The following is an 18,692-nucleotide window of genomic DNA, read 5'->3' on the forward strand; positions in this document are numbered from 1 at the left end:
ACCTAAAGTGCGATTAATTCAGTTTTTAGGTTCGTTTGCTTACTAAACCAGCTTTCTGTGCACTTTTAGCTCAAAGCTCTATGAAGAGGACTACTGTTAGTGGTTGCGGTTTATCTGCTAACCGCTAAGATAAGGCTGCTTTATCTGATTAAAGCATTCCGATAAATATAATTAAGTGCTTAGGATATTATTATGTTACCCACTTTTCGTGCTTCTTTGCCATATACACTAGCTTTAGCTGTGTTGGTTTATTTAAGCTTTGCTTTTCTTCCTGTGCTGGGGCTTGGTCAGGAAATCTTCGTTGTTATTGGTGTACTTCTCGCAGGCATTCTGATTCCGGTCTTATTAGATGTTAAAGGTGGCACCACAGACCCGGTGCTACAGACCAGTAAGGCTGTAGACTATCAAGGTGAGACCACAACGTTGTATGTTGGCAATTTGCCCTATCGTGCAAATGAAGACGCAGTAAAAGAGTTATTCCAGCGTTTTGGTATTGTTATTAATGTTCGATTGATGAAAGACAGACAAACAGGCCGCCGCCGCGGCTTCGGCTTCGTTGAAGTAGCAGCAAAAGACGGTAGCAAAATGATTCAAAAGCTTAACGACTTTAATTTCCAGGAGCGCACATTAAAAGTTCGCGAAGCGAAAGAGCGGCAGGATAACGACGATAGCGAAGAATAGTATCGCCGTAACGTCAAGTTGATAAAGAGAGGCCATGCCTCTCTTTTTTGTTTGAGACTCATCATTAAGACGATTGGCTGTTGGCTCGGGTGTTACTCTGGCATAAAATAGCCGTTTTAGTTTAGTCGAGTGTCCGATGAGCGTAGGTCAGGTTTTCCCAGAGCAGTATTCCCAACAACTGTCTGATAAAAGTAATACAGTGCAGCAATTGCTGAGTGAATTCAAAGCACCACCCATCGAGATATTTGCATCTGAGCCCCAACATTACAGATTAAGAGCTGAATTTCGTATCTGGCACAACGGCGATGACATTTATCACGCCATGTTTGATCCGCAAACACGGGACAAGGTCAGGATTGATTACTTTCCGGTAGCTTGCCGCACTATAGCTGACTTTATGCCGGTACTATTAAACAATATCCAATTTAATCATGAGCTGCGTTACAAGTTATATCAGGTAGATTATTTAGCGACACTTTCCGGTGAGCTACTGGTCTCCCTTATATATAAGCGGCCTTTGACAAATAGCTGGCTGGATCAGGCTAAAGCGCTGACCGAAGCTTTAGCTCCCCACTATAAAGTAAAGTTCATCGGCCGCTCGCGTAAACAGAAGCTGATGGTAACTAATGATTATGTCACTGAGCAGTTTGAGCTGGACGGCCAACAACTAAAATACCAGCAAGTTGAGGGGAGCTTTACCCAGCCCAATGGTGAAGTTAACCGAAAAATGCTCGGCTGGGCAAAGGCTGTATCACAACAGCTATCCGGTGATTTGCTTGAATTGTATTGTGGAAATGGTAACTTTTCTATTGCTTTAGCGCCTTGCTTCGGCCAAGTCGTTGCCACGGAGATCTCACGAACCTCAATTAAATCTGCCCAGTACAATATTACACTGAACAATGTCACCAACCTTCAGGTGCTGCAGATGCCAGCCGAAGATGTATCGGCAGCATTACAAGATGGCAGCAAATTAAAGCAGCTTGATTTGAAGGATATGCAGCTTGATACCGTGTTAGTTGACCCACCACGCGCAGGGCTGGATGATGGCACGGTTGAGCTGGTCAGCCGGTTTAACGATATTCTTTATATTTCCTGTAATCCCGACACCCTGGCTCAAAATCTACAGGCACTCATGCAAAGTCATTACATTGTGAAGCTTGCGGTTTTTGATCAGTTTCCTTACACCCACCATATTGAAACCGGTGTGTGGCTGCGAAAACGTTAATCTTTATGTTTGCGGCCATAACTGGCCGCCCCATGGGCTAACCACCTTAACTGCGTAATAGTTCGGCTGGTCAGATAAGCATATTGATCTGAAGGCGCGTCTAGTGCATCTGCCCCGGTGTGAAATACCAAGGTCACCATAGCTTCTGCCTGTGCTCTGGCCAGCTCATCCGGACAGGTAGTTTCTTTGCGTAGATACTCTGCCAGCTCAGCAACAAAATGCTGTATTTCACGAGCCACTGCACTTCGAAATGCAGCTGAAGTACCCGAACGCTCCCGCAGCAATAACCGGAACACATTGCTATGGCCAGTAACAAACTCCATAAAGGTTTCTATTGACGTGCGGATGACGCTACCATTTTTCTCAATGCGTTGTCTGGCTTGGCGCATCAACTGCCGTAACATTAAGCCCGCTTCGTCGACAAGGGTCAGGCCCAACTCGTCCATATCGGCAAAATGGCGATAAAATGATGTTGGGGCGATACCGGCCTCACGCGCTACCTCACGTAAGCTCAGGCTGGCAAAACTCTTGTCGGCGCTAAGTTGAGAAAAAGCGGCATTAATAATGGCCCTTCTGGTACGCTCTTTTTGCTCTGCTCTTGACACAGAAATCCTTTTATTCACCGAAAAGCTCTATCATATACCTTGACCGGCGGTTTGTGACCAGTAAAATGAGCGAACAGTTGTAAGCTAAAGCGACCATTTATGAAACAAGCTCCGATCATCTGGACCAATGTCCTGCTGTTTTCAATCACTACTCTGGTCGCACTCATTGGCGTCCCCTGGTATGCCCTGACGGTAGGTTTTGGCTGGTCAGAACTTATTGCCACTATTGTTTGCCTGGGATACTGCGGCATGTCGATTACTGCAGGTTATCACCGGCTATGGGCTCACAAAACTTACGAAGCACATCCTTTGCTGCAGTGGATTTATGCCATTGGCGGCGCATTTGCACTGCAAAATAGTGCGCTGCACTGGTCGGCAGACCACCGTGTGCATCATCGTCATGTCGATAACAACGACAAAGATCCGTACTCTGCAGGCCGCGGTTTCTGGTACAGCCACATAGGCTGGATGTTGCGCGACTACCCGGGTGTTGAAAAACCGGACTACAACAATGCGCGCGACCTGCAGAAGAACCCTATTGTAATGTGGCAACATCGCAATTATCTGTGGCTTACTGTCTTAACTAACTTCGGCATTCCTTTACTGTTGGGGTTATTCACCGGGAACGTGTTGGGTATGCTGCTCTCTGCCGGCGTATTACGCTTGGTTCTTAGCCATCACTTTACGTTTTTTATCAATTCTCTTGCGCATATATGGGGAAAGCAGCCTTACACCGACCAGAACTCTGCCCGTGACAATGGCTTACTGGCGTTACTGACGTATGGCGAGGGATATCACAACTTTCATCATATTTTTGAGTCTGATTATCGCAATGGTATTAAGTGGTACCAGTTTGATCCGACCAAATGGTTTATCAAAGCAGCGTCATGGTTAGGCCTCACCAGTAATCTTCGTACTGTGCCGGAAGAGCGAATTGAACAAGCTAAGGCGAAGATGCAATTACTGCGCGCCAGAGAGCAAGTGAAACTGCGCCCCAACGCTGAACAGTTGCTGCAGTTACTTGAGCACGAATATGAAATCTTGTCTGCCAGAATGCAGGACTATTATCAGTTGAAAAAGCAGATACTGTTACAGCGTAAAGAACAGCTGATGGCGCAGTATCAGGCGGTTGATTTTAAGCATCGTTATCTCGAGTTTAAGCAGCATTTGCAGCAACAACAACAGCACTGGCAACGCTTAGTCACCGCTTTTAGCTAACAGAAAAAGAGACTCCGGTCTCTTTTTTTGTGCCCGATACCTGATATGCTCAGATATAAATCAATGAAAACAGCGAGATTGATAGCGTGAGTGGAAAAAATACGTCGCCAAAGAAAGCCCACTTTGATTTTGATGCCATTGTTATCGGCACCGGCCCTGGAGGCGAAGGTGCAGCCATGTATCTGGCTAAAAGCGGCCTTAAAGTTGCCGCCATAGAACGCTATCAGTCTGTGGGAGGCGGCTGCACTCACTGGGGCACAATTCCATCCAAAGCTTTACGTCATTCCGTCAGCCGACTGATTGAATTTAATGAGAACCCGCTGTTTCAGTTGGATGAGCAACATACCAAGCTGACATTTTCACAAATTTTAAAGCACGCTGCCGGTGTGATCCGCAAACAAGTCAGGCTAAGGAGCGGCTTTTATGACCGCAACCAGGTCAGAATGTACCAGGGAGAAGCGCGTTTTATCGACAAGCATCACTTAAGTATCCGCAGTGATGACGGCAGTTGCTTTGAATTAAGTGCAAAGACGATCGTTATCGCTACAGGTTCACGGCCATATCGTCCTGCTGAAGTCGACTTTAACCATAACCGGATCTATGACTCAGATACTATCCTGTCACTACAGCATGACCCCAAACATATTATTATTTATGGCGCTGGTGTTATCGGATGCGAATATGCGTCTATCTTCCGCGGCCTGGGTGTGCGCGTTGATTTAGTCAACACCAGGGACCGACTGTTATCTTTTATGGATACCGAAATATCCGATTCTTTAAGTTACCATTTTTGGAACTCTGGCATGACAATCCGTCATGGTGAAGAGTTTGATCGGATTGAAGGCAAAGAAGATGGCGTAGTGCTGCATTTAAAATCAGGCAAAAAAATGAAAGCTGATTGCTTTTTATTTGCCAATGGCCGAACTGGCAATACCGACATGTTGAACCTGTCCGTGATAGGGCTGGAAGCAGACAGCCGCGGCCTGGTAAAAGTGAACAGCCATTATCAGACCAGCGTGAACAACATCTACGCAGTAGGCGATGTTATTGGTTACCCGAGTCTTGCCAGCGCAGCATACGACCAGGGCAGATTAGCTGGTGAAGCTATTGTCAAAGGTAACCTCGACGGCCACCTGATAGCGGATATTCCAGCCGGCATCTATACCATTCCGGAGATGAGTTCTGTTGGCAAAACAGAGCAGGAGTTGACTGCGGCAAAAATTCCATACGAAGTTGGCAGGGCTCAGTTTAAGCATCTGGCACGGGCGCAAATTGCCAATACCAATGTCGGTAGCCTCAAATTGCTATTTCATCGGGATACGTTAGAGATCCTCGGTATTCACTGTTTTGGAGAACGGGCTGCCGAGATTGTTCATATAGGACAGGCCATTATGATGCAGAAGAACGGTGGTAATACGCTTGAGTACTTTGTTCATACAACTTTTAATTATCCAACGATGGCAGAAGCCTACCGGGTAGCGGCTCTGAATGGACTAAATAGATTATTCTAAGCTAATTTATTGAATTTGAATAAAATAATGACGACTGTAGAGCTGTAACATTTATTTTTGTTTTGCCTGATATTTCGTTGTAAACTCAATTACATAATAATTAAATAATTAGTTTTGGTGGGGTTTATATGGTACAGCTTAAGTACGCATTAGCACTGCTGTGTTTACTATCTTGGCAGGCACATGCAGACTTTCCGACAGCAAAAGCATTATTTGAAAAGCAGGAATATGCGCTGGCAAAACCTCAACTCGAAACACTGGCTGAATTAGGGCATCTTGAAGCACAATTTCTGTTGTCCCGGATGTACGCTGAAGGCTTAGGTGTTGACCCGGATATGAACCTTGCTTACGCCTGGACACTGATCGCCAAGGAACGTAATCACCCAAAAGCAGAAGAACAGTACCGGGAACTGCGCACTAAATTACAGTCAAGGCGCGAAGGTAAAGAAGTGTTTACCAGCCTTAATGATCAGTTTGGCAAAGCTGCGTTGGAAGGCAATCTGTACCCGACCGCTAACCGCTATGTCCAGGCCAACTCACGTGTAAAACCTATTAGTCAGTCAGAACCTGAATACCCCGGATACTTTGAACGGGCAGGTGTTGCTGCATGGGCCGTGGTGCATTATGACATCACAGAAGATGGCAAAACAGATAACGTCAACGTCGTTGCATCTTTCCCGGTTGACTCGATCAACGAATATGTCATTAAAGCCGTGCAGAACTGGCGTTTTGAGCCACCCAAAGATTTGTACGGCACGCCGGTTAGAATGGAAATGCAGGCGCATACCTTCCGCATTAAGGCCTATGGCACAACGAAGACACGGAAATTTGAGCGCGAAAATCAGGAGTACCTGGATGCCATTCTGGCCGCGGCAAAAGCAGAATCAGCAAAGTATCAGTACCTTTATGCATTATTGGCAGAAAACCGCATCATTTCAGGTGCAGATGCATTGCCTTGGTACCTGCAGTCAGCTATTAACGGTTATGCACCGGCACAATACAGGTTAGCGCAGTGTCTTGTTACCGGTAATGGTTGCAACCGCGATCAAAATAAAGCTGTAAACTGGTTAGCGATATCAGCAGACAGTGGTGACCCTAAGGCAGCTTATCTGCTTGCACAGGAGTTACTAGACAGCAACAACGTAAACTATAATCCTCACAAAGCCGCTGGTTATCTCGAAGTTGCGGCATTGCAAGAGTATATGCCTGCGATAGCGGAATATGCCGCTTTACTAGCGATGTCAGATGACCCAACGTTGCGAGACCCGAACAAAGCCATCCGTCTGGCTGAGCAAGGAAGAGCAATTGATGCGAATAACCCGAATTTGTTGTCTACTCTGGGTGTTGCTTTTATTGAGCTGGGACAGCAAGGAAGAGGAGAATCTATGCTGCGCCAGGCATTAGAAGAGGCACGCAGCCGTAACTGGACAATACAGAACTTTGAAGATTTGCTGGCAGACTATCAGACTGCCTCAGCTGGCAATAACTGAGATGAAAACCCCGGCATTGCCGGGGTTTTTCTTTTTACTCAGCGATGTCTGCGCTCATATGATAAGTACGGCTAAAAGAATGCACTGCATCAATAAATACGCTTACCCGCTCAGGATCTACATCAGGGGTAATGCCATGGCCAAGATTAAACACATGACCACTGCCTTGACCAAAGCCATCCAGAATCATCTGAACTTCCTGACGGATACGCTCAGGAGAGCCAAGCAGAATTGCCGGGTCCATATTACCTTGTAGGGCAACCTTATCACCTACCCTCGCTTTGGCATCAGCGATATTAATAGTCCAGTCCAGCCCTAACGCATCACAGCCAGTGTTTGCAATCGCTTCCAGCCACAAGCCACCATTCTTGGTAAACAAGGTTACCGGCACCTTACGCCCGTCAGCTTCACGTGTTAAACCATTGACGATTTGCTGCATATACCCAAGCGAAAACTCCTGATAATCCCGCGGCGTTAGTACCCCACCCCAGGTATCAAAAATCATTACAGATTGTGCACCTGCCGCAATCTGTGCATTTAAATACAGCACCACGCTCTGGGCGAGTTTATCCAGCAACAGATGCAGTGCTTCTGGCTCACTGAACATCATTTTTTTAATGGTACCGAACGTTTTACTACTTCCACCTTCAACCATATAGGTTGCCAGTGTCCACGGGCTGCCTGAAAATCCAATCAATGGCACGCTGCCATCCAGTTCACGGCGGATGGTACGAACTGCATCCATCACATAACGCAGTTCTTGTTCAGGATCTGGGATCGGTAGGTTTGCAATCTCCAGAAAGTCACGCACCGGGCGCTGAAACTTAGGACCTTCGCCTTCACCAAAATACAGCCCTAACCCCATTGCATCAGGGACCGTCAGAATATCACTGAACAAAATGGCAGCATCCAGCGCATAGCGACGCAGAGGCTGCAGCGTCACCTCACATGCTAATTCAGGGTTCTTGCATAACGACATAAAATCGCCGGCCTGGGCTCTGGTTGCACGATACTCTGGCAAATAACGGCCAGCCTGACGCATCATCCATACCGGTGTTCTGTCTACCGGTTGTTTTAATAAAGCTCTGAGGTATCGATCATTTTTTAATTGCATATCTAGCCCGCCATTCACAGAATTGCGGCTATTTTATCACTGCGCAGGCGTGACGCCTATTTTTTCCCTGTAAATGCTTGGTTCATGTTTTTTGTGATAGGTGCTTGTCATCCGCAAATTGTTTTGCTATAACAGTTCTGCGCTAGTGAAGAATAACAAGTAAGAAGCCCGTTCCAACGGGACCTCGCAAAAATTTAGTTAAGCCACTTTATGTGGCTTTTTTATTTTCTGCTGTTCATGCCACAATTTCCTGCTGGCAAAAATCCCCGCTATGCAGAAGATGCTCTATTTTCCTGTCATTTGCTGTATTTGCGCAATGATTTGGCCAGACAATGTCTCTATCGGAGGTACTTGCGGTAGCTCTTTTAATGAATACCACCCTGCTTCCTCAATTTCCTGTGGCTGGCAGACGATGTCACCACCGGCATAATCTGCAATAAAGCCGGTCATAAGCGAATGCGGGAAAGGCCAGGGCTGGCTACCGACATAGCGCAAATTAGTAATATCAATACCCACTTCCTCTTTGACTTCACGCACAGCAGCCTGCTCTAATGTCTCTGCTGACTCTACAAAACCAGCCAGAATAGAGTAAAAACCGGGTCGATGGCGGCTGGAGCGGGCAAGCAAAATCTTATCATTGTGAAAAATGCCCACCAGTACGCACGGCGCTATGCGCGGATAACAGCGATGCCCGCATTTATTGCACAGCATTGCCAGCTCCCAGTTCACCAGATTCATAGCGCTGCCGCACTGCCCACAAAAGCGGTGAGTCTGCAAAAATAAGGCAACCTGCACTGCGCGTGCTGCCAGCTCAAAAATACTTTCGCCTGCACTGAGTAACTCACGCGGTGACACCCAGTGCTCATCGTCTGTTATCTGGTCGTGGTTAATCAGTAGATAAGCATTGACGTCGTTGTCCTGTCCCAGGAGGCAGACCTGCTCTGGTTCAGCAGACAATGTTAGCTCCCGGTATTCGCCAACCGGCACCTGCCCGGCTTTATTCAGCCAAATCCGCCCCCGGTTGACAACAAACCAGCAACCATAAGATTGCGCTTCTACATTGAGACTATGTTTGATCATCTGTTGCCCTCTGCGGTACTCTGTAATCCGATGCTATGATAATGCTGTTCACTGGGCTGACCAATAAAAAAACGGTTGATCTTTACCGCAAAATTCATTTAATTAGACACTATTCGCAGCGTAGTTGCTGTACTTAAGGAGAAGGCAATGTACACCCGTTTGCAAAAAGCGCGTCAAAAATGGGGTGGTTCATTAACTGCCATCGATAACTGGCTGGATGAACGGCAGCAGCTTATCGTCAGTTATTGTAAACTGGCATCTCTGCCGCCCTTTGATGATAAGCGCACAACATTGCCAGCCCAGTCTGCGGTTCAGGAGTTTTGCCAGTTACTGGTCGACTATTTATCAGCAGGCCACTTCGAAGTTTATGAACGTATTGTCTCTGAATGTGCAGTAAATGGCACTGACAGCCGTAAACTTGCCGATAGCCTTTATCCAAAAATTGCAATCTCAACCGACTTAGCACTGAATTTTAATGACCTGTATGCCGATCATCTGAGCACCCGTCATAGCGGTGCCTTTGACCGGGAATTGTCCGAGTTGGGACAAGCCCTGGAAGAGCGCTTTGCGTATGAAGATGAGCTTATCCATACCTTGTACGAGAAACACACTGACAATAGCCTGTCTGCGTAAACAGCACAGATAAAAAAAGCGGCATCCAGCCGCTTTTTTTATTGCTGTCGCTAATTATTTTTCTTCAGCTTCTGCAGGGATAATATCCAGTAACTCTACTTCAAATACCAATACGCTGTTTGGCTTGATAACGCCCATGTCGCGCTCGCCGTAAGCCAGTTCAGACGGAATAGTAAACTTGTACTTTGAACCCACGTTCATCAGTTGTACACCTTCGGTCCAGCCCGGAATCACGCGGTTCAGAGGGAATTGCGCTGGCTCACCACGGTCAACAGAGCTGTCGAACTTGGTGCCATCAACTAAAGTGCCGGTATAGTGTACTTTTACAGTATCAGTAGCTTTAGGTTTGGCACCCTCTGCAGCTTGTAACACTTCATACTGTAAGCCAGATTCTGTCACTTTTACGCCCTCTTTCTTGGCGTTTTCTTCCAGATAGGCTTTACCGGCCGCAACAGCCTGAGCAGCTTCTGCTTCAGCAATAGCGGTTTGCTTTTCGCGGAACTGCTCTTCCAGTGCCGTCATCATGGTTTGTACTTCTTCTTCGGTTAGCGCAGTTTTGTCTGCCACCGCATCCTGCACGCCACGTAAAATTAATGCGCTATCTAACGACAAGCCCATTTTGCTGTATTCATCAAGCGTGCTGTCCAGATACCGGCCAACTGATACGCCTAAGCTGTAAGATTGCTTTGCTTCATCGGTATCCAGTGCGGCAGGCTTCTGCTCAGCTTCTTTTTGGCAGGCGGTAAGGGTAATAACAGCCACTGCGACCAGTGACATTTTGGTGACTAAGCGCATTCGGTTCTCCAAGATTTACGCAGCCAGGCTGCAAAAGTATGTTTTAATAGTGTCCAATGAACTGACCTATACTAACGGTTTGTGCGGATGAGGTTAACACCCGACATGAAATATCCTGTGTTTTTTCTGCTTTTACTGCTCAGTGGCTGCGAAAAACTAACAACTTCACCACCGGTAGAACAATTGCCGCATGTTGCGCAAGGCAGTTATGCTGCAGCCTTATCAGACGATGCCAGCTATAGTGCGGTGTCGTCTATTCAGGATGGTGTTGCATTATGGGACTTGCAAAATAATGCCCTGAAGTATCAATGGAAGCATCTCGACAACGCGGAAAACCTGGTATTTAGCCTGGCGATTAGCCATAACAACAGTCATGTGTTAACTGCAGATCAGAACACTTATGCGCTATGGGATATAGCAAGTGGCAAAAACGTCGGTTTTTGGCAGATTGACGCCGCCACGGTGCGGGATGTTGCAGTGTCAGATAATGGCGCCCATTTACTGATTGGCAAAAGTGATGGCGGCGTGCAGCATATTACATTGGCCAGTGGCCGCCGGCTGGAGTTTTTAGGCCATACAGAGCGTATTAACAGTGTTGCGATGTCCCCTAATGGTCGTTATGCACTGACCGGAGGTAACGATTACAAAGCACACTTATGGGACACGCAAAGCGCCCAGATTATATACAGCTTTAGCCACCCTAGCCGGGTAACCAAAGTAGCGCTTGATCCGCAAGGCCGGTACGCCTTTACTGCCGACAGTCAGGACTTAGCCCAAATCTGGGATATCCAAACCGGTCAGTTAGTCAGCAAGTTGCAATTTACCGCCCGTCAGCAAGTGTTTAGTGCTGTGCGTTTCAGTAGCGATGGCAAGTATCTGGCGACCGGTGCCCCGACCCGCAAGCTGGCTCTATGGGATATACAAACTGGTCGAGAGCTGCAAAGCTGGCAGGTGTCTGTTCGTGCAGATAGCAGACCACCCAGCGCCGTGGTGCATGCCGTGGCTTTTTTAGACAACAATCAACTTATCAGCGAAAGCTCCAGTGGCATTGCCGAAGTATGGGAGATAAAACATGACAGTAAATGAGCAAGAGCTGCAGTTGCACATTGTTGAATTGGAAAGCAAGCTGGCTTTTCAGGAAGACACCGTTAACAGTCTGAGCAATGAACTGCTGGAACACCAAAAGAAAATAGACCGTCTGCAACAGCAAGTTATGTTACTGGCGGAAAAGCTGCGTAACTTACCGGATGAGCAAGGTATTTTGCGGCCGGAAGAAGAGCCGCCACCACCGCACTATTAATCGGGCTTAAAAACCCCTATTACCTGCTCAGCAGCGCGGCTGGCTTTAGCTATCTGCGCTTCCGGTTGTACCATTTGATGGCCGCATGCTACGCACTCTACTTTTTCAACGTTATTTTCCAGAAACAGCATCATCGTATCCGTCGCCTTACATTTAGGGCAACTGGCACCGGCAATAAAACGTTTCTTTTTACGTGTTGTCATTTGGTTTCCCGTCTGTTTGCTGCGGCAATTTTACACGCCAAGCCTTGGTTTGTTGGCTTTATACGGGTAAATTAGCAGCCCAATTCAGTTACACAGGTAAAAACATGATCCAGCTGCAACAGGTCGAACTGCGCCGTGGTATTCAGTGTTTATTTCAGGGTGCCGATCTTACCGTATTTCCGGGGCAAAAGGTGGGAATTGTCGGTGCCAACGGTTGTGGTAAATCCAGCCTGTTTGCCCTGCTGCAAAATAAACTGCACGCCGATGCCGGTAATGTCAGTATTCCGGCCAGCTGGCAAATTGCTACCGTAGCACAGGAAACTCCAGCACTGGACTGCAGTGCTATGGACTATGTACTGCAGGGCGATGAGCAGCTTTATCCATTACTGCTAAAAGTTCGTACTGGCTGCAGCGAATCAGACTTAGCCGCAGTACATTTACAAATAGAGGCTCTGGACGGTTACCGGGCAGAAGCCAAAGCCGGTGTACTACTGGATGGTCTGGGTTTCAGCGGTGAAGCCCAGCAGCAAGCGGTAAAGTCATTCTCCGGTGGCTGGCGGATGCGGCTGAACCTGGCACGCGCACTGATGCAACGCGCTGAACTGTTGCTACTGGACGAGCCCACCAACCACCTGGATCTGGACGCCGTTTTGTGGCTGGAAAAGTATCTGAGTAATTACCAGGGTACGTTGCTGCTTATCAGCCATGACCGCGATTTTCTGGATGCGGTAACAGACAATATTGTGCATATCGAACGCCAGACCCTGACATTGTACAAAGGTAACTACAGCCAGTTCGAGCGTCAGCGTGCAGAGCAATTAGCACAGCAACAATCTAATTTTGAAAAGCAACAGCGTCAGGTTGCGCACTTGCAGAAGTTTATCGACCGCTTTAAGGCACAAGCCACTAAAGCCCGGCAGGCGCAAAGCCGGATCAAAGCGCTGGAGCGCATGACTATATTGGCACCAGCACATGTCGATTCGCCGTTTAGCTTTAGTTTTCGCGAACCCAAGGCGCTGCCAAACCCGCTGCTTAAAATGGACAATGTGCAAGCCGGTTATGCCGATAAAGTCATTTTAAGCCAGATAAAGTTTCAGCTGTTACCCGGCAGCCGTATTGGTCTGCTGGGCCGCAATGGCGCCGGTAAATCAACGCTGATTAAGCTGCTTTCCGGCAGCATGGCACCGCAAAGTGGTGATGTCTGGTTCGCCAATGGTGTCAGTCTGGGCTACTTCGCCCAGCACCAGTTGGAAACGTTGCGACCACAGGATTCACCACTACAACATCTGGTGCGGCTAGACCCGCAGGTTCCAGAGCAAAAGTTACGCGACTTTTTGGGCGGCTTTGGTTTTCACGGCGATAAAGCACTGGAAGCCTGCGCACCATTTTCCGGCGGAGAAAAAGCCCGTCTGGTGCTGGCGTTAATTGTGTATCAGCGCCCTAACCTGCTGCTGCTGGATGAACCGACTAACCATCTTGATTTAGATATGCGCGAGGCCATCGTGATGGCGCTGCAAGAGTTTGAGGGTGCTATCGTTATTGTGTCGCACGACCGCCATCTGTTAAGCAGCTGTACTGATGAGTTTTATCTGGTAGCCCATGGCCGCGTTGCCCCCTTTGATGGTGACCTTACCGATTACTACCAGTGGTTGCAGCAAGACGCCCGCAAAGCTGCTAGTGCTGCAGCCGTACAAGCGCCAGCAAGCAGCAATGCGCCGCGAAAAGATCAGAAACGCCTCGAAGCGGACCTGCGCAATTTGCTGCGCCCGGTGAAGCAAAAAATTGACAAGCTGGAGCAACAGCAGGAAAAGCTCACCAAAGAATTGGCTGTCATTGAAGAAAAAATGGCCGATCCGGAGATATATGACGCCAAACGCAAAGCTGAACTGACGGAATTGCTGGCCAAACAAGCCAGTGCCAGCAGCAGTCTTGCCGGTATTGAAGAAGACTGGTTTATGGCTCAGGAAGAGCTGGAGCAAAAAACCGAACAATTCTGGCAGCAAAATGGCTGACAGAATTAGCGCTGACGAACTGTGGCAATTCAGCTTGGTGCTATACCCAAAGGTGAAACCAGCCTGTCTTAGATTGCAGGATGAACATGGCGCTAATGTTAACCTGCTGCTGTTACTGTGCTTGCTGGAGCAGCGCCAGCTTAGCCTGACGCGGGCCCAACTCTACCAACTGAGCACTATGTTGCAGCGTTTTAGTGTGCAGTTTACTCAGCCGCTGCGCGCACTGCGTAAACAAAGCAACACCGCTATGCTGACAACAGAGCAGCAACACCAGTTAAAACAAAGTTTGCTGCAAACCGAGCTGCAACTGGAGAAATTAGAACAGCAGCTTTTAGTGCAGCATTGCCCGCCGTTAACAGACTCGGCTGCCCCGCTGATGGAGCTTTATCTGGCACAACTAACCAATGACATCACGGCCTATCAACAGCCATTATTTGATCTGCGTCAAGCCTTTGCCAGTTTGCGCTAAGGCCCCGCGCGAAGTTTGATCTGGGTCAGATAAATACTGCTTTACCCTCTCTACACTTAGCCCATCAGCTTAGTACGAGGGCAACATTATGAACCTGTGGCATGAATTTACCCGCGACCCGGTGATTTTTATCTCGTTTACCGGCCTGGCAATAGTGATTGGCTTATGCGCGTTTTACGCTTGGTACTTTCTATATAAAGTAAGTCACGCCGAATCAGACGAAAAATAAGCAGGCCGCTTAATCAACCTGCAAATACTGCAGTTTATCCGGTATTCCATTCCAGGCATCTGCGTCGGCGGGTGCCGGTTTAACTTCGCGGATATTCGGCCACAGCTCAGCCAACTCTGCATTTAGCGCAATAAAGGCTTGTTGTTCTGCTGGTACTTTATCTTCCTGCACTATAGCATTGGCCGGACATTCTGGCTCACACAGACCACAATCTATGCAAATGGTTGGGCTGATTGCCAGAAAATTCGGCCCTTCAAAAAATGCGTCGACCGGGCATACCGCCACACAATCGGTGTATTTGCATTTAATACAGTTATCCAGTACCACAAAGGCCATAATAAAAAGTGTTCCCTGTTGCTCAGGCTGGCGATCATACTGTAGCAGACTGAAAAAACAAGTTGGCCGTTGTAGCATTAATTGACGTAAAATAGCAGCCATCTTGTGAGCTGCCGCCGGCGGCTATGACACCGATACGGAACCCTTATGCTGCGCCTTACCGAAATTAAACTGCCGTTAAACCATGATGAAAGCGCCATCAATGCCGCCATTATTGCAAAGTTAAACATTAAACCCGAGCAACTGCTTAGCGTGCATGTTTTTAAACGCGGTTTTGACGCCCGTAAAAAGTCTGATATCCAGCTCATTTATACGCTGGATATTGAAACAGACAACGAAGCTGCGCTGCTGAGTAAATTTGCTAAAGATCCACACGTGAAACCGGCCCCCGACACAAGTTATAAGTTTGTCGCAACAGCGCCAGCAAACCTGAGCGAGCGTCCCATTGTCATTGGTCTTGGCCCCTGCGGTTTATTTGCCGGTTTACTGCTGGCGCAAATGGGATTTAAGCCAATTATTCTTGAGCGTGGTAAAGAGGTGCGCGAACGCACCAAAGATACATTTGGCTTTTGGCGCGGCAAAGAGCTGAATACCGAATCCAATGTGCAGTACGGCGAAGGTGGTGCCGGCACGTTTTCTGACGGCAAGCTTTACAGTCAGGTAAAAGATCCAAAGCATTATGGCCGTAAGGTGATGAGTGAGTTTGTTGCCGCCGGTGCACCGGACGAAATCATGTATGTCAGCAAACCACATATCGGTACCTTCAAACTGGTAGCGATGGTAGAGAAAATGCGGGCCAACATTATTGAGCTGGGCGGAGAGATACGCTTTAGCAGCCGCGTTGACGATTTGCATATCACCGATGGCCAGCTCACAGGCCTGACATTATCCAGCGGCGAGCAACTTCACAGCCGCCACATCGTGCTGGCGGTTGGCCACAGTGCCCGTGATACCTTCCAGATGCTGTACGACAAAGGTGTATACGTTGAAGCCAAGCCGTTCTCGATTGGTTTTCGCATTGAGCATGAGCAATCGATGATTGACGAGTGCCGCTTTGGCCCAAATGCCGGTAACCCTATTCTGGGCGCTGCCGATTATAAGCTGGTGCATCATTGCACTAATGGCCGCAGTGTATACAGCTTTTGTATGTGCCCGGGCGGCACTGTGGTAGCCGCCGCATCTGAAAGCGGCCGCGTCGTAACAAATGGTATGAGTCAGTACTCACGCCATGAACGTAATGCCAACAGCGCCATAGTAGTAGGTATTGACCCAGAGCGCGATTACCCCGGCCATCCGCTGGCTGGTATTGCACTACAGCGCCAGCTGGAAGAGCAAGCCTTTAAACTCGGTGGCGAAAACTACCACGCGCCAGCGCAGCTGATTGGTGATTTCCTCACTGGCAAAGCGTCCAGCGAACTGGGTGACGTGAAACCATCTTATACACCGGGTATTACCTTAACCGATTTAGCGCAGGCGCTGCCGGATTTTGCAGTTGCCGCACTACGCGAAGCGATACCGGCCTTTGATAAGCAAATTAAAGGCTTCGCCAAAGCAGACGGTTTACTGACAGGCGTTGAAACCCGCACATCATCGCCCATCAGTATTAAACGCGGCGCAGATTATCAAAGCATCAACACCAAAGGTTTATACCCTGCTGGTGAGGGCGCGGGTTACGCCGGAGGTATTTTATCGGCTGGCATAGACGGCATTAAAGTGGCAGAAGCTGTCGCATTGGCAATGCTGTCGGAAGTGGGCGCTTAAGCGCCCACTTATATTGTCAATTTAGCGTCAGTGAGGCGGTAAACGGCTTAACTCCCACCACCGGATATAACTCGTCCGGTTTGTAATAATGAGAACCTTTAAACACCAGTGCCACCTTACGTATATCACTGATATTTTTTGTCGGGTCGCCATCAATCACCAGTAAATCGGCGTTTTTACCGGCGGTGATGGAACCACTGTAATGAGCAGCGCCTACCAGCCGGGCAGGTTCCAGACTGGCAATCCGCAACACATCAAGCGGCGGTATACCCGCTTTGGCATAGAGTTCAAGCTCACGATGCAGCGTAAAACCGGCGATATTGTCAGTGCCCGGGACTATAGGTACGCCAGCATCAAACAGTACCTTAACCATTGTTACCAGCGCATCGGCCGATTGCTGATATACCGGTTGCATCTCGGCAGAAACGTTCATCACAGCACCTTTTAACTGGCGTACCACACCGGGTGGCAGATGGTCAGCAACCATGGCAAACTCCGGGTCTACCTGCTTGTTTTTCCCTAGCAACAAACTACGAAAAGTCGCGACAGTCGGGTCTATGGTAATTTGGTTATCTGCCAACAGTTTAATAAAGTCTTTTACCGGTTTGCTGGTTAAATCCAGACTAGCGGCTTTTTCACCGACCAGAGAAAAACGCAGCTGGGTGCGGGTGTCAACTTCAGTACCGGCGAGGAAGTTCAAAAACAACATATTTACATGCTGAATTTCATCAAAACCGGCATCTACCGCCTGCTGTGCTGTCATAAAGGCCGGTACATGACCACTTAAGCGCATACCGCGGTGATGCGCATGCTCAGCTATCGGCGCTACCCACTTAGGATCAATAGAGCTGTAGATCTTAATCTGCAGATAACCGTTATCTGCAAACCAGTCAATTTTCTCATGCGCTTCAGCCAAAGAATTTACCGACAGACCGGCTGAGTACTCGCTTTGCTTATCAAAAAAGCCGGCACGGTATACATGATTGCCTATCAGCTCATCACTGTTAAACAGCCGGTCAATTTCCATGATGTTGTCATGATTGTTACCAATATCACGCACACTGGTTACCCCTGCTGCGATATTCAGTAAACCATCGTTCTTTGATAAATGTCCGTGCATATCCCACAAACCCGGCACCAAAGTTTTACCCTTTACATCAACCACTTTGGCAGCGGTGGGTGCGCTAAGCTTGCTACCTACTGCGACAATTTTGCCTTGTTTAAGCAAAACATCGGTATTTCTCAACAGCGTCTTATCCAGCACATTAACGACGTTACCGCCCTTTAGCAGCACAGTGTCGTAACTATGACTCAGGTGTTTGGCGATATCAGCCAGATAATCATTTTCGGCTTTTTTCTGGATAGCGGTGAGTTCAGCGAAGTTTTCCAGACTGTAGCCATCGCGGATCACCCGCATAAAGCCACTGAAGTCCTGCGCAAAGTAATGGCCATCCTTATCAAACCAGCCAAAAGAGGGATTAAACGCCAGGCCGCTAATAGCATATAAGCTGACCTCTTCACTCTTATCGCCATTTTTAATGGTAACCGTTTTGAGCTTATCCAGTTTTGCTGTGCCGCTGGGAAATAAATCAACAGAACCGGTCGGCGAGGCTAATAGCGCTTTCATCAGCGCATGGCTGGCGGCACCCGCTTCATCGGCCGGTACGTAAAACCGCGGCTGCGATGTTTGCAGCATGCCTTCATCTTTATTGCCCGCCCAACGTGCCACGCCGTCGACCAGGCTGAATTCCTCTGCAATAGGCGCCCCAAACGCCGAGGTTCCGGTGGCACTGAAGGCAACGGGTATACCTTTGTCATTCAGTTTCAGGCTTTCTTTAATCGTAACAACCCTGTTATTCCAGCTTAAATTCAACGAGGCATCAAAACTGCCATCACTTTTTTCTGTGACGACCTGCTGCCCGGCTTCACCTTTTTCGGAATAGAGTTTGTTGGTAACAGTTTTGTCTGCCGCTACAACCGTGGTTACGGTGAACAACAGACTGACCAAAATCGCGGAGTGGATTTTCATT

Annotated in this window: 19 protein-coding genes; 12 read left to right on the forward strand and 7 right to left on the reverse strand. The window is 48.2% G+C overall.

Annotated elements, in window-relative coordinates; genetic code table 11:
• Nucleotides 1-192: 192 nt before the first annotated feature.
• Together LHL18_RS18935 and trmA are read left to right on the forward strand one after the other, a co-directional pair.
• Complete coding sequence (locus tag LHL18_RS18935; RefSeq protein WP_226768258.1) at nucleotides 193-681, forward strand: RNA recognition motif domain-containing protein; 489 nt, start codon at nucleotides 193-195, stop codon at nucleotides 679-681.
• Between the two features lie 136 nt (nucleotides 682-817).
• Nucleotides 818-1,906 carry a tRNA (uridine(54)-C5)-methyltransferase TrmA gene (gene trmA / locus LHL18_RS18940; protein WP_226768259.1) on the forward strand — a complete coding sequence of 363 codons (1,089 nt, stop codon included), beginning with the start codon at nucleotides 818-820 and terminating at the stop codon, nucleotides 1,904-1,906.
• Here trmA and fabR read toward each other — a convergent pair.
• Nucleotides 1,903-2,511 (reverse strand): HTH-type transcriptional repressor FabR, encoded by a 609-nt coding sequence (fabR, locus tag LHL18_RS18945; RefSeq protein WP_134058430.1) that lies wholly within the window; start codon nucleotides 2,509-2,511, stop codon nucleotides 1,903-1,905. The two genes, trmA and fabR, sit on opposite strands and share 4 nt — an antisense overlap.
• Before the next feature lie 99 nt (nucleotides 2,512-2,610).
• Between fabR and LHL18_RS18950 the strand changes: the two genes are divergently transcribed.
• From LHL18_RS18950 to LHL18_RS18960, 3 genes are all read left to right on the forward strand, one after another.
• The gene (locus LHL18_RS18950) at nucleotides 2,611-3,729 is read left to right on the forward strand and encodes an acyl-CoA desaturase (protein WP_134058432.1); all 1,119 of its coding nucleotides are present in this window, start codon (nucleotides 2,611-2,613) and stop codon (nucleotides 3,727-3,729) included.
• 86 nt (nucleotides 3,730-3,815) lie between these two features.
• Complete coding sequence (sthA, locus tag LHL18_RS18955) at nucleotides 3,816-5,240, forward strand: Si-specific NAD(P)(+) transhydrogenase (protein WP_226768260.1); 1,425 nt, start codon at nucleotides 3,816-3,818, stop codon at nucleotides 5,238-5,240.
• A gap of 128 nt (nucleotides 5,241-5,368) precedes the next feature.
• Entirely contained in the window at nucleotides 5,369-6,730 is a 1,362-nt protein-coding gene (locus LHL18_RS18960) for a TonB family protein (RefSeq protein ID WP_134058438.1), read from the forward strand.
• A gap of 34 nt (nucleotides 6,731-6,764) precedes the next feature.
• On the opposite strand, the gene hemE is transcribed toward LHL18_RS18960, so the two are convergent.
• Both hemE and nudC read right to left on the reverse strand, forming a co-directional pair.
• Nucleotides 6,765-7,844, reverse strand: coding sequence for a uroporphyrinogen decarboxylase (gene hemE, locus LHL18_RS18965; protein ID WP_226768261.1), 1,080 nt, complete (start codon nucleotides 7,842-7,844; stop codon nucleotides 6,765-6,767).
• A 285-nt stretch (nucleotides 7,845-8,129) separates the two neighbouring features.
• Entirely contained in the window at nucleotides 8,130-8,924 is a 795-nt protein-coding gene (nudC, locus tag LHL18_RS18970; RefSeq protein WP_226768262.1) for an NAD(+) diphosphatase, read from the reverse strand.
• 147 nt (nucleotides 8,925-9,071) lie between these two features.
• Here nudC and rsd point away from each other — a divergent pair, with 147 nt between their 5' ends.
• Nucleotides 9,072-9,557, forward strand: coding sequence for a sigma D regulator (gene rsd, locus LHL18_RS18975; RefSeq protein WP_226768263.1), 486 nt, complete (start codon nucleotides 9,072-9,074; stop codon nucleotides 9,555-9,557).
• Between the two features lie 54 nt (nucleotides 9,558-9,611).
• On the opposite strand, the gene fkpA is transcribed toward rsd, so the two are convergent.
• Nucleotides 9,612-10,352, reverse strand: coding sequence for an FKBP-type peptidyl-prolyl cis-trans isomerase (gene fkpA / locus LHL18_RS18980; RefSeq protein WP_134058450.1), 741 nt, complete (start codon nucleotides 10,350-10,352; stop codon nucleotides 9,612-9,614).
• A gap of 105 nt (nucleotides 10,353-10,457) precedes the next feature.
• On the opposite strand from fkpA, the gene LHL18_RS18985 reads away from it, so the two are divergent.
• Nucleotides 10,458-11,438: a WD40 repeat domain-containing protein gene (locus LHL18_RS18985; protein ID WP_226768264.1), complete on the forward strand. Its 981-nt coding sequence runs from the start codon at nucleotides 10,458-10,460 to the stop codon at nucleotides 11,436-11,438.
• Nucleotides 11,425-11,652, forward strand: a complete 228-nt coding sequence (locus LHL18_RS18990) for a SlyX family protein (protein ID WP_134058456.1) — start codon at nucleotides 11,425-11,427, stop codon at nucleotides 11,650-11,652. The genes LHL18_RS18985 and LHL18_RS18990 overlap by 14 nt, the downstream gene beginning before the upstream one ends.
• Here LHL18_RS18990 and LHL18_RS18995 read toward each other — a convergent pair.
• Nucleotides 11,649-11,855 (reverse strand): YheV family putative zinc ribbon protein, encoded by a 207-nt coding sequence (locus tag LHL18_RS18995; protein WP_226768265.1) that lies wholly within the window; start codon nucleotides 11,853-11,855, stop codon nucleotides 11,649-11,651. The genes LHL18_RS18990 and LHL18_RS18995 overlap by 4 nt on opposite strands.
• 104 nt (nucleotides 11,856-11,959) lie before the next feature.
• Here LHL18_RS18995 and LHL18_RS19000 point away from each other — a divergent pair, with 104 nt between their 5' ends.
• The 3 genes from LHL18_RS19000 (at nucleotide 11,960) to LHL18_RS19010 (ending at nucleotide 14,565) form a co-directional block, all read left to right on the forward strand.
• Entirely contained in the window at nucleotides 11,960-13,867 is a 1,908-nt protein-coding gene (locus LHL18_RS19000; RefSeq protein WP_226768266.1) for an ABC transporter ATP-binding protein, read from the forward strand.
• Nucleotides 13,860-14,336, forward strand: coding sequence for a TIGR02444 family protein (locus tag LHL18_RS19005; protein ID WP_226768267.1), 477 nt, complete (start codon nucleotides 13,860-13,862; stop codon nucleotides 14,334-14,336). Before LHL18_RS19000 ends, LHL18_RS19005 begins: the two co-directional genes overlap by 8 nt.
• A gap of 88 nt (nucleotides 14,337-14,424) precedes the next feature.
• On the forward strand, nucleotides 14,425-14,565 hold the full coding sequence (locus tag LHL18_RS19010) for a DUF3149 domain-containing protein (RefSeq protein ID WP_134058468.1): 141 nt from the start codon (nucleotides 14,425-14,427) through the stop codon (nucleotides 14,563-14,565).
• Between the two features lie 9 nt (nucleotides 14,566-14,574).
• Here the strand turns inward: LHL18_RS19010 and fdxA are convergent, their stop codons facing one another.
• Nucleotides 14,575-14,901: a ferredoxin FdxA gene (gene fdxA / locus LHL18_RS19015; protein ID WP_226768303.1), complete on the reverse strand. Its 327-nt coding sequence runs from the start codon at nucleotides 14,899-14,901 to the stop codon at nucleotides 14,575-14,577.
• Nucleotides 14,902-15,048: 147 nt separating this feature from the next.
• On the opposite strand from fdxA, the gene LHL18_RS19020 reads away from it, so the two are divergent.
• A complete protein-coding gene (locus tag LHL18_RS19020; protein ID WP_226768268.1) occupies nucleotides 15,049-16,662 on the forward strand; it encodes an NAD(P)/FAD-dependent oxidoreductase in 1,614 nt (537 codons plus the stop codon).
• A gap of 16 nt (nucleotides 16,663-16,678) precedes the next feature.
• Here LHL18_RS19020 and LHL18_RS19025 read toward each other — a convergent pair whose 3' ends face one another.
• A complete protein-coding gene (locus LHL18_RS19025; protein WP_226768269.1) occupies nucleotides 16,679-18,691 on the reverse strand; it encodes an amidohydrolase family protein in 2,013 nt (670 codons plus the stop codon).
• Nucleotide 18,692 lies beyond the last annotated feature (1 nt).

This window comes from Rheinheimera aquimaris (genome assembly GCF_020531985.1).
In the GTDB taxonomy this organism is placed as follows: Bacteria; Pseudomonadota; Gammaproteobacteria; order Enterobacterales; family Alteromonadaceae; genus Alishewanella; species Alishewanella aquimaris.